This is a genomic window from Mucilaginibacter mali (genome assembly GCF_013283875.1).
In the GTDB taxonomy this organism is placed as follows: Bacteria; Bacteroidota; Bacteroidia; order Sphingobacteriales; family Sphingobacteriaceae; genus Mucilaginibacter; species Mucilaginibacter mali.
In genome coordinates this window covers 1499618-1524972 of the sequence record NZ_CP054139.1, presented here as the reverse complement: position 1 = coordinate 1524972, position 25355 = coordinate 1499618, and the positions used below count along the sequence as shown (strand labels likewise).

Below are 25355 nucleotides of genomic sequence, written 5' to 3'. Positions count from 1 at the left end.
AAACTTGATAGGCAATAAAAATTAATTAACTTTGCACTCCTGAAAAATGGTCGGGTGGCCGAGTGGCTAGGCAGAGGTCTGCAAAACCTTGTACAGCGGTTCGAATCCGCTCTCGACCTCGAGGTTAACTTTATAAAGATATTACAATGGGCGTTACACGTTTAAAAAGAAAAGACAGAAGGAACAAAACTTTCTCACGTTTAGAAGTACAGTTCCTGAAATTAGCTACCAACATTGAATTAGGTAGCCGTTCTGCTGAATCAAAACACAGCCAGATCACTAAAAACAACATAGCTTTAGCTACAGCTGCTGCTGCTAACTAATTTTTAGTTGTAAAAATTATTGAAAGTCCTGTTGGTGATGCCAGCGGGACTTTTTTGTTTAAATCTCCCGTCATAGCGAGCGATAGCGTGGCTATCCCCGATATACAGAGACGATATACAAGCCGGGGGATAGCCACGTCGCTATGACGAGGTAACGATCAACGTATCACTTCAATAAAGCCTTATTTATCCACCCTATCAACGCTGGCCCTTCATAAATAAAGCCCGTATATAACTGTACCAGCGATGCACCGGCGTTCAGTTTATCTAAAGCATCCGCTGCCGAATGAATCCCACCCACCCCTATAATGGGGAACGAACCATTTGATTTTTTATGCAGATAGCTGATCACTTCGGTTGAACGGTTAGTTAATGGCCTGCCGCTCAAACCGCCGGTTTCACTTTTCAGCGTATCAGGTGAACCTAAATTATCTCTGCTAATTGTGGTGTTTGTGCCTATCACCCCGGCAATGCCGCTTTGCTGTACGATCTCTACAATATCATCCAACTGCTCGTTGGTGAGATCGGGAGCTATCTTTAACAGGATGGGGCGCGATACGCCGTTCTTGTTATTACGTTGTTGCAGTGTATTCAGGATGTTCAGCAACGGGCCTTTTTCCTGTAATTCGCGCAGACCGGGGGTATTGGGCGAACTCACGTTCACCACAAAGTAATCAACCACATCAAACAGCTTATCAAAGCAAATAATATAGTCGTTAACAGCGTCCTCGTTAGGGGTAACTTTGTTCTTACCGATATTACCCCCAATAATTACGCGTTGCTGTTTGGCAGCGGGACTGTTACGGTATTCGGCAATGCGTTCTACCATGGCATCAACCCCGCCATTGTTAAAACCCATGCGGTTGATCAGCGCTTCATCGGCGGGTAACCTAAACATACGTGGTTTGGGGTTACCCGGCTGAGCTAATGGTGTTACAGTACCAACTTCTATAAAACCAAAACCAAGGTTAGCCATCTCTTTTATCATCAGGCCATTTTTATCAAATCCGGCGGCAAGACCTACCGGGTTTTTGAACTTCAGGCCAAATACCTCGCGCTCCAATCGTTTATCTTCAACATCCCACACGGCACGGCTTAACGCGGCCCCGCCAGGTATGCGGTTGGCCAGGTGCAAACCGTCGGTTACAAAATAATGAACGTTCTCTGGGTCGAATTTAAAAAGGATGGGCTTGATCAGCGAATACATGCCGCGAATTTACCGCTTTGTGCGTTAACATATTAAGAATATTTATAATTTAGCGTTGTTAGTCCATGGACCATCGACCATAGTCCATGGGCTAAATAAACCTATAAAAACAAAAAAATGAACACTTCGCGCCGCTCTTTTATTACTACTGCTGCCATCGGTACATTGGCAAGTTTATCTATCCCCGAAATTGCCGCTGCCGCTTTTGCAGAAGGCAATGGTAAAAAAATCACGCTTAATAATAACGACGTGGTACTGTTTCAAGGCGATTCCATTACCGACTCAGGCCGCGATAAAAAGAGTACAGCTGCCAACAATGTGGCCTGTATGGGCAGCGGTTACGCGCTTGTAGCGGGTTCTACCCTATTGTTTAATAATCCCGATAAAAACCTGCAGATCTATAACAAAGGCATCAGCGGCAATAAAGTATTTCAACTGGCCGACCGCTGGGATGCCGATTGCCTTGACCTGAAACCTAACGTGCTGAGTATTTTTGTTGGTGTTAACGATTACTGGCATACGCTTACCGCTAAACCACCATACACCGGCACTATTGAAACCTATCGCACCGACTATAAAAAACTCATCGACCGTACCAAACAAGCCCTGCCCGATGTAAAACTGATCATCTGCGAGCCTTATGCCATCAATGGTGTAAAATCGGTAACCGATGCATGGTACCCTAAATTCCCTGAGTTCCAGGTGGCGGCGCGGGAGATAGCCGATCAATATGGTGCGGCATTCGTTCCGTTCCAATCGGCTGTTGATAAGGCTATGAAAAAGGCACCGGGGGCTTATTGGACAGGCGACGGTGTACACCCCAACATGGCGGGCATCACTCTTCTGGCCCATACCTGGCTGGAAGCGATCAAGTAATTAGGATAATACTGGCGTAACAGGCTTTGTTAAACATTGTTAAAAAACATGCTGCCTTTTTGCAACGGTGCAATATATCGGTTGTCTAATAGTTATATCTCCAAACCTGTCAACCTATGTATAAGCATCTGTTAACCAAAGCCCTTGTTATTGTTTTATTATTCGGCTCATCACGTTTATTCGCACAGCAATTTACCCTTTCGGGAAAGGTTACCGGGGGCGGTGATGCGTGGATATATCTCACCTATCAAAATACTGAAAAAAAGAGCGTTAGGGATAGCATGCGCCTACAGGCCGATGCTTTTGCTTTTAAAGGCGCCCTGGCCGAACCAAGCCGGGCCAGCCTGATGCTAAAAGCCGCGAAGAACAGCTTCGCCAGCATATACCTTGAACCAACAAACATGATCATTGATGCAACTATGGCAAATTTCAGCGCGCTAAAGCTCACCGGATCAAAAACACAGGACGAAAACATAGCCTTGCAGGCTCAACTTGACGAGGTGAATAAAGGATTCGAACCTGTATCGGCAAACCTTAACCGGATGAACAAGGAAGTAAAGCTGGCCAAAAGCACCAATAAGCCTGAGCATGTTATCGATTCGCTGGAAAAAGAATTAGTAGTTTATGAAAAGCAGCGTATACCTTTTGTTAAAAAATACGAGGATATCGCGCGGCAGTTTATTATCAGTCACCCTAATTCATACCTCAGTTCCATACAAATGAGCGTTTATGCCGTATCATGGCCGCTTGATTCGGTGCGTACGGTGTATAATAGCTTTAGCCAGGCCGTTAAAAGCACAACTTCTGGCCTGGCAATAAAAAGGGCGATTGATGAACGGGAAGTTAAAGCTGCCATGCCAGCCGTAAATTTCAGCAAAGCCGATTTGAATGGCAAAACCTTTAGCCTGGCTAATTTAAAAGGCAAATATGTGCTGCTTGATTTTTGGGGAAGCTGGTGCCTGCCCTGCCGCCAAAGTACGCCACATTTAAAAGAGCTATATGCTAAATATCATCAAGAGGGTTTAGAGGTGGTAGCCATTGCCTGCAACGATACCCCTTACGACTGGAAAAAGGCCATAAAAGTTGATGGTACTGCCCTGTGGCATAACGTGATGGATATACCGCGGGATGACACGGCTACACCCAAAGAAAAACACATTTCCGGGCAGTATAATGTACATGTTTTCCCTACCAAAATACTGATTGATAAAAACGGTATCATCATTGGCAGATACGATAGTGATAACGCAACCGCTTTGGATAAAAAACTGGCAGAGGTATTCCCCCCAGCCCCTTAAAAGCAGAGTTAGCGAGCAGGTGAAATGTGCAACCATTCAACCTAAACCTGATAGCAGTGGAAACCCCGCAATGCAGCGCAGCGAAATGAGGAGTTGGAACGGATAGCAGGAGCAAACATTGATAGCAGTACTGGCCCTGCTTTTCAAATAATAAACAAGCTATAGTAAGTTCCAAACACACTGTAGCCCGAACCTATACCTTTCGCCTTTAACCTTTTACCTTACGCCTCAAAAACCCTATCTTTGCGCCCGAAATGATAGCAATAAACGATCTGACGTTCGAGATAGGTGCAAGGGCATTATACGATGAGGCCAACTGGCATATTAAACCCGGTGAAAAAATTGGCCTGATAGGTGCTAACGGCACCGGCAAGACCACCCTTTTAAAGATAATTGTAGGCGATTATAAACCTACGTCGGGTACCATATCTATGGCTAAGGATTTGACCATGGGTTACCTTAACCAGGATCTGCTCTCCTACTCGTCTGATAAAAACATCGTTCACGTGGCTATGGAAGCTTTTGAGCGCCAGAACCAGTTGCACGATGAGATTGAAGCGTTGCTGAAAAAACTGGAGACCGACTACAGCGAGGACCTGCTGCACAAGCTAAGCGATAAACAGCATGAATTTGAACTGCTGGACGGTTATAACATCGAGTATAAAGCGCACGAGATATTGGCCGGTTTGGGTTTTAGCGAGGAAGATTGCCACCGCAAGCTAAGCACCTTTTCGGGTGGATGGCGTATGCGCGTAATGCTGGCCAAGATCCTGCTGCAAGCACCCGATATCCTGCTGCTGGATGAGCCTACCAACCACTTAGACCTCCCCTCGATCCAATGGCTGGAAGATTACCTGAAAGCTTTCACAGGCGCCATCGTTATCGTATCTCACGACAGGTGGTTTTTGGATAAGGTAATTAACCGCACGGTAGAATCGCGCAAAGGCAAGCTGACCGTTTACGCGGGCAACTACACTTTCTATTTGGAAGAGAAGGCCCTGCGTGCCGAAATTCAGCGCGGCGAGTTCAAAAACCAGCAATCAAAAATAAAGCAGGAAGAACGCCTGATCGAGCGTTTCCGCGCCAAGGCATCGAAAGCAAAAATGGCGCAGTCGCGCATCAAAATGCTGGATAAAATGGAGCGAGTGGAAGATGTGGACGATGATAACCCTGAAGTTAACTTCAGCTTTAAATTCAGCAAGCAATCGGGCCGCCACGTGGTAATGCTTGAACATATCACCAAAAAATACCCGGCTATTGATATTTTAGATGATGCCGAGGCCGTAATTGAAAAAGGCGATAAGATAGCCCTTATTGGTGCCAACGGTAAAGGTAAATCTACCCTGCTGCGCATTGTGGCCGGGGCCGATAAGGATTTTACTGGCAAGGCCATAGTGGGTCATAACGTTACGCAAACCTTCTTCGCGCAGCACCAGTTAGAATCGCTGCACCTTGAGAACCAGATCTTGCAGGAACTGCAGGCCTTCGCGCCCAAACATACCGATACCGAATTGCGTTCGATATTAGGTTCGTTCCTGTTCACCGGCGATGACGTTTTCAAAAAAATCAAAGTACTTTCGGGTGGCGAGAAATCGCGTGTGGCACTCGCCAAAGCTTTAACCGCCGATGCCAACTTCCTGGTACTGGATGAACCTACCAACCACCTGGATATGGCTTCGGTAAACATTCTGATACAAGCCCTGCAGCAATACGAGGGTACGGTAATTGTGGTATCGCACGACCGCCATTTCCTGGATAATGTAGCCAACAAGATTTGGTTCATTGAAGACCAAAAGATAAAAATATACCCGGGCACCTACCAGGAATACGAGGAATGGAACAGCAAACGCAAGTTAGAGCCCAAGGCCGCTATTCCGGCCGCTCAGCCTAAAAAGGAAGAGAAAAAGCCGGAGCCTGCCAAGCAGCAACCGAACGATAACAAGCATCAGCAGTTAAAAAAGCTTAACCAAGACCTGAGTAAAATGGAAGAGCAAATTGCAGTGCTGGAAAAAGAAGTAAAACAAGCGGAAGATCAACTGGCCGATCCGTCTGTGTTTAACGATGCAGCCAAATTAAAAGACACCAACGCACTGTACAAAGCTAAACAAGCCGAACTAAACACCCTGCAAAGCAAATGGGAAGCACTGGCCGAGCAGATAATGGAGTTGGAGGCGTAACCTCCCTACCATGTCATTGCGAGGAGCAGCGGGGCATGGTGAAGTGGAGCGACGTGGCAATCTCGTAGTTTGATTTGCTTAGTACGAGATTGCCACGCTATCGCTCGCAATGACATATTCCCACTACGGTTTCTTAGCCAGCGTATAAGTCGCCGTAAAATAGGTGGGCGATGTATCGTACAACAAGCCATGCGGTACGGCATCTGACGATGGTGCAGCAGGGTCGCTTGCGGATCGGCCTCCTACTATTACAGTTGTCTTCAGATCGATACCATTCACTTGCACGCGATAAGCGAAGGTTCCTTTATCATCAATTAAATGTTTAATGAACGATAGGGGCAGCACCATTTCGCAGGTGTAATTCTTCTGGTTATCTAAAAGGTGCGCGCCTTTAATACCCAGGTCGTTATAAACAGATATCGATCCATCTGGTATAGACTTTACACCGCTGATCTTGATCTCTTTCAGTTGATCATTGATCTTTCTATTCAAAAATTTAACATCGGCATCCTTAACCGGGCCCGAAGGTTTTAACAGGTAATCAACCTGCGAACTCATCCACGGCACCACCGGGTAATTCATGGCCACAGGCGTAAGCTCACTTTTTTTATCCACCGGGCTCACCGTTATAACAAATCCCCCGGTAATGATCTTTTGCGTCACCTCCGTTTCATTAGAACGGAAAATGAGATAAAGGTTATTATCATCATTTGAAATGGTATACCAGGCTTCCACCGCATGATTGTACGCCTGGAATTTATCGTTCCATTCGGTAGACTTACCATCTATTTTAATATCGGCAGGCGCGTAAACGCTGGTTTCCTGCTTATTTGGTAATTTTTGGCCAATGGCTGAGAAGGAATTGCTTAATAAAGCTACCGTTAAAAGAATGAGAGGGGTTTGCTTTGTCATTAGATAAATGTTGATGACCAATGTTAAGCATATTTTATTAAACTACGAAACAATCGTAGTTTAATAATTATCACGAAGATCAAAACTTACGAAGTTTTAAAAACTTCGTAAGTTTGGTTCGGATTAAAAGCGATGCTGTTATTGATGATGAATCGTTGCAAGACAACTCTCAATAACGTACTTTTGCCCCATTAGTAAGCACCCGTTTCATCTACACCCACATGAGCAAGATCTGGCAAAAAACAACCGACGTAAACGCACTGGTAGAAAACTTTACCGTTGGCCGCGACCGCGAGTTTGACCAGCAAATGGCCGCTTTTGATGTTTTGGGATCGTTAGCCCATACCCAAATGCTGCAAAGCATTGGCCTGATGAGCGCTGAAGACCTGGCCACCGTGCAACAGGAACTGAAAAGCATTTATGCCGATATTACTAAAAACGGCTTTGTGATAGAAGACGGCGTAGAGGATGTACACTCGCAGATTGAACTGCTACTTACCCGCCGCATTGGCGAAGCAGGCAAAAAGATACATAGCGGCCGCAGCCGCAACGACCAGGTACTGGTAGACCTGAAACTGTTCTTCCGCAGCGAATTGCAGCAGGTGGTGCAGGAAGTAAAAAGCCTGTTCGATTTGTTATTGAGCCTGAGCGAACAACATAAGGATGTGCTGCTGCCCGGCTATACCCACCTACAGGTAGCTATGCCTTCATCGTTCGGCTTGTGGTTTGGCGCTTATGCCGAAAGTTTGGCTGATGACCTGGAACTGGTTTTGGCCGCTTATAAGATCACCAATAAAAACCCATTGGGTTCGGCGGCGGGCTATGGCTCATCGTTCCCGCTTAACCGCACCATGACCACCCAATTACTGGGCTTCGCCGGTTTGAACCATAACGTAGTTTACGCGCAAATGGGTCGTGGCAAAACCGAACGCATCATCGCGCAGGCCTTATCGGCCGTGGCGGCTACTTTGGGCAGGATGGCTATGGACCAAACCCTGTACCTGAGCCAGAATTTCGCCTTTGTAAGCTATCCCGAAAACCTGACCACCGGCAGCAGCATTATGCCACATAAAAAAAACCCCGACGTTTGGGAGATCATGCGCGGCAAATGTAACCGACTGCAAGCCCTGCCTACCGATGTGGCCATGATGACCACCAACCTGCCATCCGGCTATCACCGCGAGATGCAATTGCTGAAAGAATTACTGTTCCCGGCCTTTGCCGAGCTGAAACAATGCCTGCACATGGCCAATTTCATGTTACAGCACATCACCGTAAAAACCGATATCCTGAACGATCCTAAATACGCATACCTGTTTAGTGTTGAAGTGGTGAATAAAATGGTGCTGGATGGCACCCCTTTCCGCGATGCTTATAAACAGGTGGGTTTGGATATTGAACAAGGCAATTTCAACCCCGAAAAAACCGTGAACCATACCCACGAGGGCAGCATCGGTAATTTACATAACGAGCAAATTGCTAATTCGATGGATGCACTTTTAGCACAATTTGAGTTCGAAAAAGTAGAACAAGCTGTAGCCGAGCTGACCAAATACTAATCGACACTTGCTGACAGGTGCTTTTTAAAGATATCTTAGGGATAGCATTAATATCCACGTAATCCTTATACATACCTGTCATGCAATCATTCAAACTGTTAAAATTGTTATCGCTCGTTCTGCTGGTAACAACGCTATCCTGCATCAAAAAAAGTAACGAGATCATTATCAAAGGGAATATCCAGGGCTTAAAGTCAAAATGGGTGTATCTGTATAATGTTTACCCGGTAACTAAAAAGCCCCCGCTCGATTCCGCAGCGGTCAATAATGGCACGTTTACCTTCCACTTTAAACCTGATACTATTTTTGAAACCAAGCTGGTGTATATCGTTCGCGATAAGAATGATCCCCGTTCCGGATTAGGGATCATTAACCCTGTAACTTCAAAAGATGGCAAACTGAATTTATACGGCGATTTTTTGATGGAGACCGGAACTATCGAATTAACCGGTGATCTGGAAAAAAGCCGGGGTATAACGCTTACCGGCGGGCCGCAAAATCAATTCCGGTTTCAAAACGTCGATCTGCCTTTTAATGATATCAGCAGCATCCCTGCAAAGCACCAGGCGCAGGTTAATAGTTTTGTGCAAAAGTTAAATGCCATGCCCAATGCGTACTGGTGCATGTTTGCCCTTAGCAATTTAAAGTTCCAGGTAAACAATGATGAACTGAGGAAAATATACAACACCTTCGACGAGCAAAGCCGCAACGGTTACAGCGGCCGTAAAATAAAAGAGTTTTTAGATACCCGCCCCGATGAAAAGGCTTTACGCCCCAACAACATGTTAACTACCGAGAACGGCAAGCACATCCCTATGATAGATACCACCAAAAAACTAAACATGGTAGTATTTTGGGCAAGCTGGTGCGGCCCTTGCCGGCAGGAAATCCCATCGCTGAAAAAGATAGCCGCCACAATTAAGGACGACCGTTTCAGGATGGTGAGCGTATCTATTGATGATGACAAAGACCGCTGGAAAAAAGCCATGGGCGAAGAGCAAATGCCCTGGCAGCAACTCTCTATCGATCAGGCCATCATGGAGCGTGTTAAAATGCAATATAACCTTAACTACATCCCGCAGATATTTTTTATTGACGGAAAACGCAACTTACTTACTAAATTAGGCGGCTTCGAAAAAGAGAACGAAGACAAGATCTTAGCCACTATTAACGGCTATTTGAAATAACGCTTATACATGAACGGACAAAACAGGAAAGACATATACCCCGGACTTGAAGTTGATATCATCCTTAAAAAAGACCAGCGCACCGGTGCCCTAACCCGTGGCTTTGTAAAGCGCCTGCTCACCAGCGCCGCTTATCACTCGCGTGGTATTAAAGTGCAACTGGAAGATGGGCAGGTTGGCCGCGTCGCGCATATTATTGATGAGGATGAGTTTTAATTTAGTTCATGGTTCATAATTGATGGTTCATCGTATTTTCATTTACAATAAGCTATCTTTAGCAACCATGAACTCATTTAAGAACCACCGCCACTTTTTTACAATGGATGCGCACTACAAGCTATACTTTTCGCTGGTGGTGGCAGCTGTGGTGTTCTTCTTTATCCGTACAGTGCTTTCTACAACCGGCGTGGTGTTGCTTACCTGGTCGTCGTTCGCGCTATCGGTTATTATTTTAGATTGGATCCTGATCTTCACCTGCCATCCCCGCGAGGTGAGGAAGGTGGCCAAGTTGGAAGATTCCAGCCGTACGCTCATATTTGTTTTTGTAATTGTGGCCTCGTTATTTAGCCTGGTATCCATACTTTTCCTGCTCAAAAGCGACAAAAACCTTTCTGAGGCCGAAATTACCGGGCATGTGGTGTTAAGTATGGTATCGGTAGTGGTATCATGGTGGCTGGTGCATACCATTTTTACTATGCGCTACGCCCACATGTATTACAGTACCGATCCCGATGGCGACGGCAAGAAACCTATTGGCGGCTTGCAATTCCCCAACGAAGACGAACCCGATTATCTCGACTTCGTGTACTTCTCCTTTGTATTGGGCACCACCTTCCAGGTATCGGATGTAGAGATAGCCGCCCGCCCTATCCGCCGGCTGGCTTTAGTGCATGGATTGATCGCTTTTGCTTTCAACACGGCCATACTGGCCTTGAGCATCAACGTGGTATCGGGCCTGGTATCACGTTAGTTATAACACTAACTTATAGGTTATCACATCTATTGTAACATATAAGTTATACAATATTTCTATGCAGTATAGTCCCTACATTTAAATCCTCAAATTGTTTTTAATTATATGAAAAAAGTTTTATTACCTGTCTTATTGACAACATTGGCGGTAGCTGCCTTTGCTCAGCAAAGAGATACCACCGGTGGTGGTCGCCGTGGCGCGGCTTTACCGGGAGGCTTCCCGGGCGCCGGTGGCGGTGCGACAGCGGCCAGAGCCGTACCACGTCCGTACAAAAGTGTAATTACCGATAAGGCGGTTACACGCGATGGTTTATTTAAAACCCACAAGGTTGACGATCATTACTATTTTGAAATTGCCGACAGCATCCTTAACCGCGAAATACTGGTGGTTAACCGCGTGGCCAAATCGGGCGCAGATGTGCGCGTGGCCGATGGTTACGCTGGCGATATCATTGGTAACACCGTAATCACCTTTGAAAAAGGCCCTGCCAACCGCATCTTCATGCGTAAAATATCATACAGCACCTACAGCCCTGACAGCACCAAATCAATGTACGCGGTGGTTCAGCGCTCAAACGTGCAGGCTATCGCTGCCGCCTTCAACATTGCGGCCTACGCGCCCGATAACAAAGGTAGCGTAGTAGATATGACCGATTATATCAATAGCGATAACGATATCTTCTACTTTAGCTCTGCCGCTGCCAAATCACGCTTCCGTTTAGGCAACCAACTGTCTGATCGTAGCTATATCGAAAGCGTACGCAGCTTTAAAACCAATGTAGAGATCAGCACTGTTAAAACCTATACCTTAGGCGCGGCAGCTTCTCCGTTTGGCGCACGTGGCGGCGCCCCTACCCCTACTCCGGGTGGCGGCAGCACGGGTTCGGTTACTGTTGAGTTAAACACTTCGATGGTGATCCTGCCTAAAAAGCCAATGGAAGCCCGTTTCTTTGATGCACGTGTTGGTTTCTTCGCTCATGGCTATACCGATTTCGATGCTAATCCACAGGGTATCAAAAACATCCAGATGATTGCCCGCTGGAGGCTTGAAGTAAAACCGGAGGACATGGAGAAATACAAAAAAGGTATCCTGGTTGAACCTAAAAAACAAATTGTATACTACATTGACCCTGCCACACCTAAAAAATGGCAGCCATACCTGATAGCAGGCGTTAACGACTGGCAAAAAGCTTTTGAAGCTGCCGGTTTCAAAAACGCTATCGTAGCTAAAATTGCCCCTACCGCTAAGGAAGATTCTACCTGGAGCCTGGACGATGCCAGCCACTCGGTATTGGTTTACAAACCATCAGAAACTGAGAATGCCAGCGGCCCGCACATCTCCGACCCGCGCAGCGGCGAGATACTGGAAACACACATCAACTGGTTCCACAACGTAATGAAACTGGTGCACGATTGGTACATGATCCAAACCGCGGCAGTTGACCCACGTGCCCGTAAAATGCAATTCAGCGATGAGTTGATGGGCGACCTGATCCGCTTTGTATCATCGCACGAAGTTGGCCACACACTTGGTTTACGCCACAACTATGGCTCAAGCTCGGCTACGCCGGTTGAAAAACTGCGCGACAAAGCCTGGGTTGAAGCCAACGGCCACACCGCCTCGATTATGGACTATGCCCGCTTTAACTACGTGGCACAGCCCGAAGATAACATCACTAAAGCCGGTTTATATCCACGCATTGGTGACTACGATAAATGGGCCATTAACTGGGGTTACCGTGTATTGCCCGGCGTAAAATCTCCAGAGGCTGAAGTACCGGTATTAAACAAAATGACCATCGAGGCGTTGAAAAACCGCCGCAACTGGTTCGGTACCGAAACTAACCCTGACGACCCGCACTCACAAAACGAGGACTTGGGCGACAACGCTATGAAAGCCAGCGATTATGGTATCAAGAACCTGCAACGCATATTGGTTAAATTGCCTGAGTGGACCAAAGAGCCTAACGAGGATTACGATAACCTGAACAATATGTACGGTCAGTTGACCACTCAGTTTGGCAGGTACATGGGCCACGTGGCTAAAAACATCGGTGGGATCTACGAGAACCCTAAATCGGTTGAAGAGGCTGGTTTTGTTTATGAACTGACCCCGGCCGCTACGCAGAAGGAAGCGATGGACTTTTTAGACCGTCAGCTGTTCACTACCCCAATGTGGTTGGTTAATAACGATATCCTTAACCAAACCGGTGGTAACGGCGTAACCGTGATCTACCGTTTACAGGATGCCGTGCTTAACCGCATTGTGACCGAGCACCAAATGAATAAATTGCTGATTGCCGAATCGAAGGATAAAAACACCTACAAGATCACCGATTTCTTCGGGGATATGCAGAACATTATCTTCCGCGAATTGAAGACTAATGCGGCTATCGATATCTATCGCCGTAACCTGCAAAAACTGTATGTAGATAAGCTGATAGACATTGTAGCCCCGGCACCTGAGCCTGCGGCAGCAGCTACGGCTATCCCGGCCGGCGGTGGCCGTCGTGGTGGCGGTGGTGGTCGCGAACTGGAGCAAACCGATGTTGTTTCGGTAGCTAAAGCCCAGTTACGCCTCATCAACAGCCAGATCACTTCCGCTCTGCCTGGCACAAGCGACAGTATGAGCAAATATCACCTGCAAGACCTTTCTGAAAGGATCACCGCGGCACTGAACCCTAAAAGCTAAACAATTATAATGTGATTTCTAAAAAGCCGTTCCTGTGTAAACAGGGCGGCTTTTTTTGTGTCGGGGCATAGCTTCTGTCATATTTGCATTACACTTTAGTTATTTGTTATGCAACATGCTAATACCTTGTTATATTGTTTATTATATTTGGTATAATGACGCGGCAGCCCAAAATTCTTTTAGTGTTTATCTTCCTTTTTTTGCCTTTTCTGGGCAGAGCCGCCTCTATTCTGATCCCTATGGATGACACCCAAAAGGATCATTTAAAATCTTACGGCATAGCATTTTGGGTTTTAAAAGCAGGTGGTACGGTAGATTGGCTGCTGAACTATCGCGGCGGCAGTTTCCTGGCCAAATACGATAAAAAGACCGAAGATGAATGCAAGGTGCGCGGAATTACCTTCGAGGTTTTGGCCGATGCCAGCGTAACATCCATTATGAACCAGATAGCTGACCCATCGGTAAACATGGATGTGGTAAAGTTAGAGAAAGCGCCTAAAATTGCTTTATACTCGCCTAAAAGCAAAGGCAACCTGGAAGATGCCGTTGCCCTGGTATTAAAATACGCCGAGATACCTTTCGATTATTTGTATGATGAGGAAGTATTAAAGGGCGATCTGTTGAAATATGACTGGGTACACCTGCACCACGAAGACTTTACCGGCCAGTACAGCAAAGGTATGGGTGCGGGCGGATTCGGCTTCCGCGGTGGTGGTTATGGCGGTGGTTTCGGCGGTGGTGGTGGCGGCATGGGTGGTCCGCCTGACTTTAATGGCGGTGGCCGCGGTGGTCGCGACTTTAACAACAACAACGTAGAGTATCGGCCCGAAGATAATGCGGAAAGCAAGCCCGTGCAGGAAGCTTTGGCAAAAAAGCTGGGCTATGGCAAGGTATCAAAAATGAAACTGGCAGTAGCGCAGCATATCCGCGACTTTTGTGGTAACGGCGGCTTCCTGTTCGCTATGTGTTCGGGGGCTGATAGTTTTGATATCGCCCTGGCAGCGGCTAAAACAGATATTGTAGACAGCCAGTTTGACGGCGACCCTTACGATCCGGATGCGCAGGCCAAGCTTGATTTTTCGCAGACGCTCGCCTTTCAAAACTTCAATGTAGTGTTAGGCCGCGGACGCAGGTTTAGCGACATCGATGTATCGGATACCCGCAATGTGCAACGCGACCGCGATTTCTTTACCCTGTTCGATTTTTCGGCTAAGTGGGATCCCGTTCCCAGCATGCTTACACAGGACCATGACCATGTGATAAAAGGCTTTAAAGGTTTAGCTACAGCTTTTGATAAAACCAAGCTGAAACCTGGCGTAACGATTATGGGTGAACTAAAATCGGCGGGGGAAGCGCGTTATATCCACGGCGAATACGGCAAAGGCCAATGGACATTTTATGGCGGCCACGATCCGGAAGATTACCAGCACAGCCCCAATGAGCCGCCAACCGACCTGGCCCTGCATCCCAATTCACCAGGCTATCGTTTGATATTGAACAATATCCTGTTCCCGGCTGCAAAAAAGAAGAAGCAGAAAACCTAATTCTTCTCCTCTTCGTCATTCTGAGCGATAGCGAAGAATCCCCGGTTAGCTAAGTGGTAAGATAGAAGTCATGCTGAACTTGTTTCGGCATCCTATTTGCATAGCAAACTTTGTATACCGGACATATGTGATGGGATGCTGAAACAAGTTCAGCATGACATTTTGAATATTTTATTACGCCTTTGAAAATCGCTGGGGTTGACGACGAAGGATAACGATGTGGTACTATGTTACACCAAATTATCTTTATCCACATCATCCATAGTCCCCTTCTCAGGCCGCAATTCCTGCTGTTGAATTTCGTCTACCAGGTTCTTTTCATCCTTACGGTTCTTTCTGAAAAATAAAATTAGCAGCACTACCACCATCAATAACACCAGACCAACTACCCAATAATTAACGTCCATAATAATTTCCAATCTTTTAAAAGAAAGTTAATCCCGGAATGTAAATACATGGTTAAGTTTAAATGAAATATTAGTGCACCAGCATTTTTTGAAACGCCAGGCTGTCGCCGCGGAAAGCGTCAAAATCTACCGTATGGCCAATACCATTAATGCGGGCAATATCCGAGTGTTGCCAAAATTGCCAGTTACTTTTTTCGGCTATCTGCAGGTGGGGTTGGTGGTAATTGGCTATCCATAGTTTATACTCGTCGAAATATCCTGCCAGGTAATCGGCATAAAAACTGAGGCCGGTGTAGATGATTGGGCGCACGCCGGTTTGCGCGTATATATGGCCTAGATAGGCTTTTAACTCCTTACGCATCACCTCGGGTTTAACACCGTAAAGCTTCTCCACATCAGCTACAGGGGGCAGATCGCCTTTTTCTACCGTTACATTTTGCAAAAAGAAGCGTGCCTGCCACACCCCGTTTTTTTCGGGATGAAAAAAGTGATAGGCGCCGCAAACAATACCCATCTTGGGCGCCTCGCGCCAATTGCGTTTAAAGTATGGATCAACGGTGATCAACCCCTCGGTAGCCTTTATAAAAGCGAAGCTGATGCGTACGCTATCCTCTTCCATATTCTTTACCCGCTGCCAGTCTATCTTGCCCTGGGCATACGATACATCAATGCCATGGATATGGTATTTGTTAGGGATGCGGATATTGAAGCTTTTATAAGTGCGGTAATGCGGGTCTTCGCCAATATCCTTTATCCACTGCCAGGTGCTGGTAAAGGCTTTAACTACATAACCATAATAAAAAGGCGATAGCAGGATGAGCAATAGGCCAATAATCAGTTTCCACGGCGTTTTAATACCGCCCGAACTTTTACGCTTAGCCGGAGCCTTCTTTTTAGGAGTAGTTTTAGATTTTGTTACCGAAGTTCTTTTTTGGGCAGCCACGCCGCTAAATTAAAAAAGGGCGGGGATATAAACTGCAATGTGTAAATTAAGCCAGATTAAAAAATCCACACAGGTGAAAAAATTTAAAGTACTAGTCATAACTATTCTATTCACTCCAATTCTGGCGGGTTTATACGGTGTACTGCATGATCAATTTACGTATACCATCAGCAATGAGTATTTCACAAAATTTAAATTCGTACAATTTGGATTAGTTGACCAAGGCAAAGCAATTTTATCAAACAACAGAATGGTTGTAGCTATAGTCGGTTTTTTAGCAACCTGGTGGACTGGTATTTTTATAGGTATCGGCCATGGATTGACTGGATTGATACATTCAAATGCAAAAATCATGCAACGCACTATTATTAAAGCTATTGTGCTGAATATGGGAATAGCGGCTGTTACCGGACTTATGGGCTATTGCTATGGTAAACTCTATTTGGCCAACACCCAGGTAAACTGGTGGTTTCCAGATAATTTAATCGACAAAAAAGCATTTATAGCAGCAGGTTCCATGCACAATTTCAGCTATTTGGGCGGCGCAATTGGTCTGTTTGCAGGCATAGTTTACCAATTAAGGGTGGCTGGTAAAATAAACATACTATTTCCACTGTTTAACCGACAGTCCCATAAACGGCATTGACCATTAATCTATCGTCACCTTCTTCAGGTAAAACGTATCCTTATCAATAACAGGCATTGTTTTACTGGTGATGATAACAGGTGCGCTGCTCAGCACAGTCCGCTTAGTACCCGCATCTGTAGTCACATCAACAGGCAGCGGCATGTTAATATTGGTTAGTTGCAGCGAGTATCGGTCGTTCGGCATCGGTTTAACATGTACTTCCAGTTTATTGGTGGTATACAGGAACAGGTTGAACAGCGGTTTCAGATCCTTACCATATACCCCGCTGAAGTATTGCTCTACATCTGTTGTGTTGATGATATTATCGTAAGTGTATCGTTTATCGGTAACAAACCTTTTTAGCGCAGGCAAAAAAGTACTGTCTCCCATGATATAGCACAACGTATGCATAAAGAACGCGCCTTTGGGGTAGATATCACCATTATAAGCGCTCTCCTCGTCAACATCCTTACCCATCACCACCGGTTTATCGTTACGGATTCCGAACGCGCTCTTTTTAAAATAATTGATATAAGCCTGTTCGCCCTCAAACTCACGGACGTATAAAGCATCGCCATAGGTGCCAATACCCTCGTGGATCCACATATCGGCCCAATCGTTAGCGGTAACCTTGTTTCCCCACCATTCGTGCCCAAACTCGTGGTGCATCAGTCCGTCGTAATCTTCGCCACCTATTTTGGTGTATTTAAACTTATTGCCATAGGCATTCATGCTCTGGTGTTCCATGCCCAAATGCGCGGTTTCCACAATGCCGATCTTTTCCTTTGCCCAAGGGTATTCGCCAAAATACTTCTCCTGCTCGCGGATGGTCTTTTCAAATATATCTAAGTGATGTTCGGCCTTGGCGGCATCTTCCCTTAAAACATAAAATTGGATAGGTACCGTATTGCCATCAATGGTTTTATACTGGCGGCTCACCACCACGTAATCGGCAGCATTAAACACAATGCTGTAATTATTAATGCTATAATTTGTTTTCCAATGATAAGTAGCCGTATTACCCTTTTTAACGGTTTTGATCAGCAAACCCGGACCAGCCACAACTAAGTTAGACGGCACGGTAATGATCATATCCACACCCTCGTTCGGCTCGTCTGACGGATGATCCTTGCATGGAAAATACAGCTTACCGCCCGAACCCTCGGCAGTTACCTCTACGCGGGGAGTGCCGTTACTATCTTTAGTCCAGGTAAAACCATCGTCCCATGGCGGGCGGCGTGCAACATTGGGTTTACCGCCGTAAAGCACTTTAATGGTTGCTTTACCGGCAGGTATCTCCTTATTTAAATTAATGGAGATCAGTTTGTTTTGATAAGTAAATTGCTGCGGCTGGTTGTTCACCAAAATCTTGCTGATCTTAAATGAGTCCACCAGGTCAAGCATCAACACCCTGGTTGGTTTTGCCATCAGTACATCGATATCCGTATAACCATCTATCGATTTTCTATCCACATCCACATTCAGGGCTACCGTATAGTGCCTTACATCCATTATAGCCTGCTCGGGCTTCAGTTTGCCTCCCGAGGTAAACATTTGCTGCGCCTGCGCTATCGACGCGGCGAAAATCAATAATAAGGTGATGCGGTTGCGCATAGGTTTTGATTTATAGGTTGGGATTTTATTGCTTCTTCAGATATTTTGGAGGCACGGCGTCTGTTAACCATACTCCATTATTAGATAAAAAGAATGGCATACCATCATGGTGCATTTGCAAGGCCGTTACCTCAAATATCACCGGCTTGCCATGCCTTTGCCCTACATTAGCGGCGGTTGCTACATCGGCACTTAAATGCACATGGTGGCGCTCCCGCTTTTCAAGGCCAGATGCCAATATCGAGTCAGCATTTTTGATAGCCGATCCATGATATAATACCTCAGGCGGAATTTTTGCCTCATAACCCAGGTCTACCTCAACCGAGTGCCCCTGGTTAGCCCGGATCCTGTCAAACGTATCATTAAAGGCAAAGCGCTGCTTATTATTTGTGGTTACCACATGCTTAAGCGCATCTATATTGTACCGAACGCCGTGCTCACCCGACTTTGCGATGAGTGCGTCTACATCCGTCCAGCCATTTTCATCCAACTCAATCCCAATCAACTCCGGTTGATGCCGCAGCACCAAGCTCAGGAATTTACTGATGTTCTTATTTTCCTTATCACTTATCATTTCTTAGTTCTGTTATTCAATTACCGGTAATATAATTTTCGATTGATTGTGGTATACATTTATCGTTTCTTTTACAAAGTCGCTGTCCTTTGCTTTATTGATATCCAAAAACTGCTGTGGATTCCTATCTGTCAACGGGAACCAGGTGCTTTGTATCTGTACCATTATCTTGTGCCCCTTTTTAAAGGTATGGGCCACGTCGGGCAGCGCAAACTTTACCTGGGTGGTTTTACCGGGCGTAAACGGCTCCGGTTTTTCAAAGCTGTTACGGAATTTTCCGCGCATGGTTTCCGCGCGTACCAGCATTTGGTAGCCGCCCATCGGGTAGCGGGTTGTCCTATCCATTGGGGTATCATCGGGTAACACGTCGATCAGCTTCACAATAAAATCAGCATCCGTGTTAGACAAGCTCACCAACAGATCAGCTACAAGAGGCCCGGCCAGCGTAATATCCTTATCAAGCGCGCCGGTACTGTACGTAAGCACATCCGTGCGGCGCGAAGCAAAGCGTTGGTCATCTACCATATATTCGCGGGTGCGGCGGTTGCCCACATCTTCGGTATAGGGTACCGGCCTGGCAGGGTCGCTGATATAAGTATCAAACGATGGCGCGAAGGTTTGGATCTGATTGAACGATAAACCACCGTTAGCTTCTAAATAAACCGGCGTATACTTAATACCGGCAACCGGCCATTGCTTAAACCTGCGCCATTTATTTTCGCCCGAGAAAAAGATAGTGGCCTTGCTCAGGGTATCGGCCCCCTTTCCCTTCAGGTAGTAATTAAAAAATGGTACCTCCATATCCTGGTAATACGTTGATGTATTGCTGCCAAACTGAATATTGCCCAAATGCGTACCATCTTTACTGGCCCATTGGCCGTGGTACCATGGCCCCATCACCAGTTTGCTGTTGGTAGCCAGGCTTTTTTTAACCAAAGCCTGGTAGGTGTTCCAGGCACCGTAACCGTCTTCGGCGTCAAAAAGGCCACCGGTTATCAGCATAGCGGGTTTTACATCCTTTATACCGGCACGGGCATCTCGCACCTTCCACCAATCGTCCAAATTGGGATGATCCATCATACCAGTCCAAAACTTCATGGTGTCGCCGCTCATTTTGGTAAAGTTGGGCATGGCGCCCATTTTTAAATAATAGGCGTAGTTATCCGGATAGCTTACCCTGAAACCCCTGATGCCTCGGGTAGATGGTGTGCGGCTTGGGGCGGCAAACGCGCCCGCCACCTGGAACTCATACGCGTCCATCAGCATCATTACGCCGTTGTGATGATCGTCGTCGCCAAAAAAGCGGTCGGTTACCGGCGCCTGCGGACTAACTGCCTTTAATGCCGGGTGGCCGCTCAGCGCTATCATAGTAGCATAAAAACCGGGAAATGAGATGCCAATGCCCCCTACCCGCCCATTATTACCGTCGATGTTTTTAATCAGCCAGTCGATGGTGTCGTAACTGTCGCTGGCTTCGTCAATATCCTTGCTGGTCTTTTTATTGGGATTAAATGGGCGCACTACTTCAAACTGGCCCTCGCTCATGTATTTACCACGGATATCCTGGTTAACAATGATATAACCTTCGCGGATGTAGCGCATCTGATAGCTGTTCCAGTAAGGCCTATAGTTAGCGCCATAAGGCGAAACGGAATAAGGCGTACGGGTTAACAGGATAGGATGTTTTTCCGATTGATCTTTGGGCATATAGATGGAGGTAAAAAGCTTCACCCCGTCGCGCATAGGGATGGTTACTTCCTTTTTGATGTAATTATTTACAAACCATGCCGAATCCGGATTTTGCGCGGCGGCTAAAAAGGGCAGCAGAATGATGATAAGCAGGCTTAGTTTTTTCATACCTAAAGGTATTGATTTTTAGAATATGTGCAGGGTTAAACATTGTTCATTTTAGTTACTAAGGTAATAATCAGCTCTTTTAAGCGTTATTGCTTTGTATGATAAGGAGTTTCTTGTGGGCCGGAATGGCCGCTTTATGGCTAACGGCGATCGTTGGTTGTGGTATGGTACGGTCGATGGGGAAAGACCCCTACGGCGATGAACTTGCCCGGTTGGATACCTTACCCAACTACAAAAATGGCGCGTTTGAAAATCTGGCTGAACGCGCCGACTCTACCATTAAAAGCAAATGGCTTTTCCTGCGCAGCCATCCTGAAACTGTCAGGCCTTCGCAGGCGTTGCCCTGGGTTAAAACCGACTTGAAGACGCTGCCGGCCCCGGCCCCTACCGTGGTTTGGTTCGGCCATTCGTCGTTATTGATCAAAACTGGCCAGGGTAATATCCTTATCGATCCTATTTTTAGTAACCATGCTGGCCCGGTTCCCGGGTTGATCACTGCTTTTAAGGGCACTACCAATTATCACGCCGCGGATATGCCGCCGATTGACGTGCTGATCATTTCGCACGATCATTACGACCATCTGGATTATCGAACCTTAGTTAAGCTAAAAGACCGTATTAAAATGGCAGTTGTACCCATGGGGGTTGGCTCCGACCTGGTATATTGGGGCTTTGACCGTAAAAAGATCATCGAACTGAATTGGAGCCAATCAACCACGCTCCCTGGCGGGTTGCAGATCACCGCCACACCAGCGCAACACCGCAGTAACCGCAGTTATAGTAAAGAGAATAAAACCCTTTGGGCATCATATGTAATACAGGCTGGTCAATACCGGTTATTTTACAGCGGCGATAGTGGCTATGGGCCACATTTTAAGCAAATAGGCAAACAATATGGCCCCTTTGACCTGGCCCTGCTGGAATGCGGGCAATACAGCCCCAATTGGCCATGGACACACTTATGGCTTGGGCAAAGCGCCCAGGCGGCTGTCGATCTGCAGGCCCGTATGTTACAGCCTATCCATTGGGCTAAGTTTGAGGAAGCTAATCATCCATGGAACGAACCCATTGAAAAATTGCTCCCCGCAGCCGAAAAGGCGGGCATACAGGTAAACGTGCCGCGCATAGGCGAACCTTACACGCTTGGGAATCCGCCAATGAAAACGATTTGGTGGGATTTTGACTGATGGGTTGATCTAAAATAATATGCGCGCTGTCGATGCGCAAAGGATGATCATACCTGGCTATTAGTGATGCTTGAAATACTGGATCTCTTTCTCGTGTTTCTTCGCCGCGTCAAGCGAATCGAATGTGCCCAGGTTTTTCCGTTTATGCGTTTCGGGATCAACTTTTTTTGAGTAGATGCGATACTGGCCCGACTTCAATTTCCTGATCATCTTTGTTCACATTATCTCCTCTTCTGTATTGAATAGGTTTTATATGAACAAACTGGCTTTACTAATGTTTACGCCGCCAGGAGCATAGTATTTAAGCAAAAAAGCAGCCTTTCGGGCTGCTTTTAATTTTAGTGCACCACATGCGATTACGTTTGCACACCTTGAGGATATATCATCAATTATTCATGAAATCATAAGGAATAGATAAATGAAGATTACTTATATTTATATAATTAAAACACTCAAGACGGGAATGTTTGATTTTCTAAAAGGTAACAAACCTGACAACGAAAATAAGGCCTGCATCATTATCAATCATGAACCGCCTGAAATTGATATCAATACATCTCCGTTAAATTTAACTACCCTACCTACCAGAGATCAATTAGTATTGCTATTAATATGCAAAACAAATATAAATACCCCCAGAACTTTAGGGCATCGATTGGATATGTGCGATTTCCCTGGAAATGAGGGTATCAGCATTGCAAACCTGGTCAATAATCAATTAATATATTTTGCTAAAACTAACGGCTTGGGGCATCCGATAAAATATGCTGTTACGGATTTTGGAGATCAATTTTTAAAGAAAACCCTGATTCATGACAAAATAATCGACTACATAAAACAAATGAGTAATCCCGACTTTATGCTGAAATTAGTTCAAGCTATTTTGGAGAAGATGCGGTCTGAGCAATAAACAAAAAACCCAGTCAATTTTGACCGGGTTCTTGCAGTGCGGAAGAAGGGACTCGAACCCCCACGCCTCGCGGCGCCAGATCCTAAGTCTGGTGCGGCTACCAATTACGCCACTTCCGCATTAGGATTTTTTTGAGTTGGCAAAGATAAGATTAAATGCCAAATAGTAAAATTGTTTTTTAAGGTTATATGGTTTGTATGCTGTTTATCAGCTTAATAAAATATTCGGGGGCATAAAGCATCCGGCTGCCATACCACGAAAACATTTCCCCATCCACCAATTTTATAATAGCACCGGGTAGCAATTGCGCAAACTCATCTATATGCTTTTGCTTAAAAGGATACGGTTCGGACGATAATAACACCACGTCTGGCCGGGTGGCGGCCAGCATTTCGTTACTAACTTCGGGGTAGCGCTGTTGTTTGAATACGTTAACAAAGCCACAACGATCAAGCATATCGTCGATATACGTTCCTTTACTGGCAACCATATAGGGCTTACGCCAAATTAAATAAGCGACACTGAGGCCTGTAAGACGCTCCTCTTCCAATTTAGCAAACTGTTGACTTATGGTTGATGATAATTCATCGGCAGCCTGCTGACAGCTTGTTAACCGACCTATATCGCTTATCATAGCCAACGCGGTGTCCATATCATTAGGGTCGCTTACATACACGGGATAGTCGGCCATCAGGTTCTGCAACTGCAAGCGTTCGTTCTCTTCCTTGTTGGCGATGATCAAATCGGGATCAAGAGAGCGGATGAGCGGAGTATCCAGTTGTTTGGTACCGCCTATTTTTGTTTTAGATTTTACTTTATCTGCCGGGTGGGTACAAAATTTAGTTATGCCAACAATTCGATCGTCAAGACCTAAATAATAAAGCAATTCTGTTTGCGATGGCACCAGGGAAATAATGCGCGATGGAGGCTGTTCCAAAGAAACGGGCCGGCCCAACTGATCGGTAAGTGTAATCATCGCTTAAAAAGCGTTCTTTTCACCTTTAACTGTGTTCCATACGGTAAGGAAGATGATCTTCATATCCAGCAGGAAGGACCAGTTCTCCAAATACCAAACGTCGGCTTCTACCCTTTCCATCATGGCCTCGGTGGTTTTGGTTTCGCCGCGTAAGCCTTTTACCTGCGCCCATCCGGTGATGCCCGGTTTCATAAAATGGCGCACCATAAACTGATCTATCAGTTTAGAGTATTCTTCGGTATGGCTGATCATGTGTGGCCTTGGGCCAACAATCGACATTTCCCCCATCAGTACATTGATAAACTGAGGTAATTCATCAATATTGGTTCGGCGCATAAAAGCCCCGATCCTGGTGATACGCGCATCGTTACGTGTAGCTTGCTTTTTATTAGCATCGCTGTTAACACGCATGCTCCTAAACTTATAACATTTAAAAGGCAAATTATCGCGGCCTGAGCGTAATTGTACAAACAGCACAGGCCCCTTCGACTGCATTTTTATGATAATAGCCAATATCGGGAACAACCAGCTTAAAATAAATACTATAACAAAGCACGAGAAAAGGAAATCGAACAAGCGTTTTACCATGCGGTTAAGCATGCTTTCAAGCGGTTCGGGGCGTACAGCAATAACCGGGATATGGTCAAAATTCTGCACAAACATCGACTTTTTCGAGTTGATGTAATAATCAGGAATAATTTTAAACCTGATCAGATGTTTATCGGCATCAAGCATCAGTTGCTCTATCTTTCCTGAGTCGGAAACCGGAAGGGCGCAAAATATTTCGTCAACCTGGTTGGTTATTACATAGTCGACACAATTGTCGGTACTGCCCAGATAAAGTTTTCGGTCAATTACCTTTTCGGGCTCGTCGTCAAAAAAGCCTAATACATTATATCCCTTATCAGTATTTGTTTTAAAGTAATGATACAAGTCCTTACCAATGTGGCCGGCGCCCACTATAATGACATTACGCGCGTCGACCAACAAATTTCTGTCACTTTTTCTGATGGCCAGAAATATCAATTTCCAAACACCTACCAAAAAGCCAAATAAGGCCAAAGCGTAAAACAAGTATTCGCGGGTAATAAAATAGGCTTTTGTACCAATAATAATTATAATGGTAAAGCATATCAGGCAAACAAAAAGCAAATAGGTTTTAAATACGCTTTGATAGGTGCGTATTGAATCTTTATTCAGTACTTGTTCGTATAAGCCGGTAATGTTGGCCGATAATAACCAAATCAAATTAAACACCAAAACTACAGGTAAGTAGTTTTTGTTGCTTGCCCAAAAAATATATGATTTATCAACTATCAGGTATGCAATAACCATACTTATATTCAGTATGGTATAATCAATAGAAAGGTTGATAGCCTTAATAAAGGTAGCGTATCTGTATATCATTCTTACCTATCCTAACCCCTGGGAGTGCTTTTTATTATTGCGCTAATTTAACACAAATTACTGTGAATTTTAAACTGATATTGATATTGCTGAAATACTTTTTTC

The 25355-nt window shown here is 45.6% G+C and carries 23 protein-coding genes and 2 tRNA genes; 14 read left to right on the top strand and 11 right to left on the bottom strand.

What is annotated here, in order from left to right; translation table 11 throughout:
* The first annotated feature begins 48 nt into the window (after positions 1-48).
* Positions 49-119 (top strand) — tRNA-Cys (locus HQ865_RS06600).
* 27 nt (positions 120-146) lie between these two features.
* Entirely contained in the window at positions 147-323 is a 177-nt protein-coding gene (locus HQ865_RS06595; protein ID WP_173414130.1) for a spore protein, read from the top strand.
* Positions 324-489: 166 nt separating this feature from the next.
* Here the strand turns inward: HQ865_RS06595 and HQ865_RS06590 are convergent, their stop codons facing one another.
* Positions 490-1530, bottom strand: a complete 1041-nt coding sequence (locus HQ865_RS06590; protein ID WP_173414129.1) for a quinone-dependent dihydroorotate dehydrogenase — start codon at positions 1528-1530, stop codon at positions 490-492.
* A gap of 117 nt (positions 1531-1647) precedes the next feature.
* On the opposite strand from HQ865_RS06590, the gene HQ865_RS06585 reads away from it, so the two are divergent.
* From HQ865_RS06585 to abc-f, 3 genes are all read left to right on the top strand, one after another.
* Positions 1648-2406 (top strand): SGNH/GDSL hydrolase family protein, encoded by a 759-nt coding sequence (locus HQ865_RS06585; RefSeq protein WP_173414128.1) that lies wholly within the window; start codon positions 1648-1650, stop codon positions 2404-2406.
* A gap of 116 nt (positions 2407-2522) precedes the next feature.
* A complete protein-coding gene (locus HQ865_RS06580) occupies positions 2523-3704 on the top strand; it encodes a TlpA disulfide reductase family protein (protein WP_173414127.1) in 1182 nt (393 codons plus the stop codon).
* 254 nt (positions 3705-3958) lie between these two features.
* Positions 3959-5881, top strand: a complete 1923-nt coding sequence (gene abc-f, locus HQ865_RS06575; protein ID WP_173414126.1) for a ribosomal protection-like ABC-F family protein — start codon at positions 3959-3961, stop codon at positions 5879-5881.
* 123 nt (positions 5882-6004) lie between these two features.
* Here abc-f and HQ865_RS06570 read toward each other — a convergent pair whose 3' ends face one another.
* Entirely contained in the window at positions 6005-6793 is a 789-nt protein-coding gene (locus HQ865_RS06570; RefSeq protein ID WP_173414125.1) for a hypothetical protein, read from the bottom strand.
* Between the two features lie 221 nt (positions 6794-7014).
* Between HQ865_RS06570 and argH the strand changes: the two genes are divergently transcribed.
* From argH to HQ865_RS25940, 6 genes are all read left to right on the top strand, one after another.
* Positions 7015-8352, top strand: a complete 1338-nt coding sequence (argH, locus tag HQ865_RS06565) for an argininosuccinate lyase (protein ID WP_173414124.1) — start codon at positions 7015-7017, stop codon at positions 8350-8352.
* Between the two features lie 80 nt (positions 8353-8432).
* Positions 8433-9539, top strand: coding sequence for a TlpA disulfide reductase family protein (locus HQ865_RS06560; protein WP_173414123.1), 1107 nt, complete (start codon positions 8433-8435; stop codon positions 9537-9539).
* A gap of 9 nt (positions 9540-9548) precedes the next feature.
* Entirely contained in the window at positions 9549-9755 is a 207-nt protein-coding gene (locus tag HQ865_RS06555; protein WP_173414122.1) for a YwbE family protein, read from the top strand.
* A 67-nt stretch (positions 9756-9822) separates the two neighbouring features.
* Complete coding sequence (locus HQ865_RS06550) at positions 9823-10509, top strand: DUF1345 domain-containing protein (protein WP_175582431.1); 687 nt, start codon at positions 9823-9825, stop codon at positions 10507-10509.
* A 108-nt stretch (positions 10510-10617) separates the two neighbouring features.
* Complete coding sequence (locus HQ865_RS06545) at positions 10618-13203, top strand: zinc-dependent metalloprotease (protein WP_173414121.1); 2586 nt, start codon at positions 10618-10620, stop codon at positions 13201-13203.
* 239 nt (positions 13204-13442) lie between these two features.
* Positions 13443-14747, top strand: a complete 1305-nt coding sequence (locus HQ865_RS25940; RefSeq protein ID WP_237073758.1) for an asparagine synthetase B — start codon at positions 13443-13445, stop codon at positions 14745-14747.
* 230 nt (positions 14748-14977) lie between these two features.
* Here HQ865_RS25940 and HQ865_RS06535 read toward each other — a convergent pair whose 3' ends face one another.
* Complete coding sequence (locus HQ865_RS06535; RefSeq protein WP_173414120.1) at positions 14978-15154, bottom strand: hypothetical protein; 177 nt, start codon at positions 15152-15154, stop codon at positions 14978-14980.
* A 70-nt stretch (positions 15155-15224) separates the two neighbouring features.
* Positions 15225-16097 carry a glycoside hydrolase family 25 protein gene (locus tag HQ865_RS06530; protein ID WP_173414119.1) on the bottom strand — a complete coding sequence of 291 codons (873 nt, stop codon included), beginning with the start codon at positions 16095-16097 and terminating at the stop codon, positions 15225-15227.
* Between the two features lie 73 nt (positions 16098-16170).
* Between HQ865_RS06530 and HQ865_RS06525 the strand changes: the two genes are divergently transcribed.
* Positions 16171-16743: a hypothetical protein gene (locus tag HQ865_RS06525; RefSeq protein WP_173414118.1), complete on the top strand. Its 573-nt coding sequence runs from the start codon at positions 16171-16173 to the stop codon at positions 16741-16743.
* 3 nt (positions 16744-16746) lie between these two features.
* Here HQ865_RS06525 and HQ865_RS06520 read toward each other — a convergent pair whose 3' ends face one another.
* From HQ865_RS06520 to HQ865_RS06510, 3 genes are read right to left on the bottom strand one after another with little or no spacing between them, the layout of a single operon-like run.
* Positions 16747-18339 (bottom strand): M1 family metallopeptidase, encoded by a 1593-nt coding sequence (locus HQ865_RS06520; RefSeq protein ID WP_173414117.1) that lies wholly within the window; start codon positions 18337-18339, stop codon positions 16747-16749.
* A gap of 25 nt (positions 18340-18364) precedes the next feature.
* Positions 18365-18913 (bottom strand): RNA 2'-phosphotransferase, encoded by a 549-nt coding sequence (locus HQ865_RS06515; RefSeq protein ID WP_173414116.1) that lies wholly within the window; start codon positions 18911-18913, stop codon positions 18365-18367.
* 12 nt (positions 18914-18925) lie between these two features.
* A complete protein-coding gene (locus tag HQ865_RS06510) occupies positions 18926-20770 on the bottom strand; it encodes a CocE/NonD family hydrolase (RefSeq protein ID WP_173414115.1) in 1845 nt (614 codons plus the stop codon).
* A gap of 98 nt (positions 20771-20868) precedes the next feature.
* Here HQ865_RS06510 and HQ865_RS06505 point away from each other — a divergent pair, with 98 nt between their 5' ends.
* Positions 20869-21957 (top strand): MBL fold metallo-hydrolase, encoded by a 1089-nt coding sequence (locus tag HQ865_RS06505; RefSeq protein ID WP_202020456.1) that lies wholly within the window; start codon positions 20869-20871, stop codon positions 21955-21957.
* A gap of 60 nt (positions 21958-22017) precedes the next feature.
* Here HQ865_RS06505 and HQ865_RS06500 read toward each other — a convergent pair whose 3' ends face one another.
* Positions 22018-22167, bottom strand: coding sequence for a hypothetical protein (locus HQ865_RS06500; RefSeq protein ID WP_173414114.1), 150 nt, complete (start codon positions 22165-22167; stop codon positions 22018-22020).
* A gap of 208 nt (positions 22168-22375) precedes the next feature.
* Here HQ865_RS06500 and HQ865_RS06495 point away from each other — a divergent pair, with 208 nt between their 5' ends.
* Positions 22376-22867: a hypothetical protein gene (locus HQ865_RS06495; protein WP_173414113.1), complete on the top strand. Its 492-nt coding sequence runs from the start codon at positions 22376-22378 to the stop codon at positions 22865-22867.
* 37 nt (positions 22868-22904) lie between these two features.
* Here HQ865_RS06495 and HQ865_RS06490 read toward each other — a convergent pair.
* The 3 genes from HQ865_RS06490 to HQ865_RS06480 all read right to left on the bottom strand — a co-directional run bounded on the left by HQ865_RS06490 (position 22905) and on the right by HQ865_RS06480 (position 25250).
* A tRNA-Leu gene (locus HQ865_RS06490) sits at positions 22905-22986 on the bottom strand.
* A 65-nt stretch (positions 22987-23051) separates the two neighbouring features.
* Positions 23052-23843 carry a helical backbone metal receptor gene (locus HQ865_RS06485; RefSeq protein WP_173414112.1) on the bottom strand — a complete coding sequence of 264 codons (792 nt, stop codon included), beginning with the start codon at positions 23841-23843 and terminating at the stop codon, positions 23052-23054.
* 3 nt (positions 23844-23846) lie between these two features.
* Positions 23847-25250 (bottom strand): undecaprenyl-phosphate glucose phosphotransferase, encoded by a 1404-nt coding sequence (locus HQ865_RS06480; RefSeq protein WP_173414111.1) that lies wholly within the window; start codon positions 25248-25250, stop codon positions 23847-23849.
* Positions 25251-25355 lie beyond the last annotated feature (105 nt).

Excerpts from the sequence above, each read along its gene's own strand:
- HQ865_RS06595 (WP_173414130.1), top strand. The coding sequence starts at position 147 with ATGGGCGTTACACGTTTAAAAAGAAAAGACAGAAGGAACAAAACTTTC.
- HQ865_RS06495 (WP_173414113.1), top strand. The coding sequence starts at position 22,376 with ATGAAGATTACTTATATTTATATAATTAAAACACTCAAGACGGGAATG.
- HQ865_RS06545 (WP_173414121.1), top strand. The coding sequence starts at position 10,618 with ATGAAAAAAGTTTTATTACCTGTCTTATTGACAACATTGGCGGTAGCT.
- HQ865_RS06590 (WP_173414129.1), bottom strand. The coding sequence starts at position 1,530 with ATGTATTCGCTGATCAAGCCCATCCTTTTTAAATTCGACCCAGAGAAC.
- HQ865_RS06515 (WP_173414116.1), bottom strand. The coding sequence starts at position 18,913 with ATGATAAGTGATAAGGAAAATAAGAACATCAGTAAATTCCTGAGCTTG.
- HQ865_RS06505 (WP_202020456.1), top strand. The coding sequence starts at position 20,869 with ATGATAAGGAGTTTCTTGTGGGCCGGAATGGCCGCTTTATGGCTAACG.
- HQ865_RS06570 (WP_173414125.1), bottom strand. The coding sequence starts at position 6,793 with ATGACAAAGCAAACCCCTCTCATTCTTTTAACGGTAGCTTTATTAAGC.
- HQ865_RS06550 (WP_175582431.1), top strand. The coding sequence starts at position 9,823 with ATGAACTCATTTAAGAACCACCGCCACTTTTTTACAATGGATGCGCAC.
- HQ865_RS06520 (WP_173414117.1), bottom strand. The coding sequence starts at position 18,339 with ATGCGCAACCGCATCACCTTATTATTGATTTTCGCCGCGTCGATAGCG.
- HQ865_RS06585 (WP_173414128.1), top strand. The coding sequence starts at position 1,648 with ATGAACACTTCGCGCCGCTCTTTTATTACTACTGCTGCCATCGGTACA.
- argH (WP_173414124.1), top strand. The coding sequence starts at position 7,015 with ATGAGCAAGATCTGGCAAAAAACAACCGACGTAAACGCACTGGTAGAA.
- HQ865_RS06480 (WP_173414111.1), bottom strand. The coding sequence starts at position 25,250 with ATGATATACAGATACGCTACCTTTATTAAGGCTATCAACCTTTCTATT.
- HQ865_RS25940 (WP_237073758.1), top strand. The coding sequence starts at position 13,443 with ATGGATGACACCCAAAAGGATCATTTAAAATCTTACGGCATAGCATTT.
- HQ865_RS06500 (WP_173414114.1), bottom strand. The coding sequence starts at position 22,167 with ATGATCAGGAAATTGAAGTCGGGCCAGTATCGCATCTACTCAAAAAAA.
- HQ865_RS06510 (WP_173414115.1), bottom strand. The coding sequence starts at position 20,770 with ATGAAAAAACTAAGCCTGCTTATCATCATTCTGCTGCCCTTTTTAGCC.
- HQ865_RS06580 (WP_173414127.1), top strand. The coding sequence starts at position 2,523 with ATGTATAAGCATCTGTTAACCAAAGCCCTTGTTATTGTTTTATTATTC.
- abc-f (WP_173414126.1), top strand. The coding sequence starts at position 3,959 with ATGATAGCAATAAACGATCTGACGTTCGAGATAGGTGCAAGGGCATTA.
- HQ865_RS06535 (WP_173414120.1), bottom strand. The coding sequence starts at position 15,154 with ATGGACGTTAATTATTGGGTAGTTGGTCTGGTGTTATTGATGGTGGTA.
- HQ865_RS06560 (WP_173414123.1), top strand. The coding sequence starts at position 8,433 with ATGCAATCATTCAAACTGTTAAAATTGTTATCGCTCGTTCTGCTGGTA.
- HQ865_RS06485 (WP_173414112.1), bottom strand. The coding sequence starts at position 23,843 with ATGATTACACTTACCGATCAGTTGGGCCGGCCCGTTTCTTTGGAACAG.
- HQ865_RS06555 (WP_173414122.1), top strand. The coding sequence starts at position 9,549 with ATGAACGGACAAAACAGGAAAGACATATACCCCGGACTTGAAGTTGAT.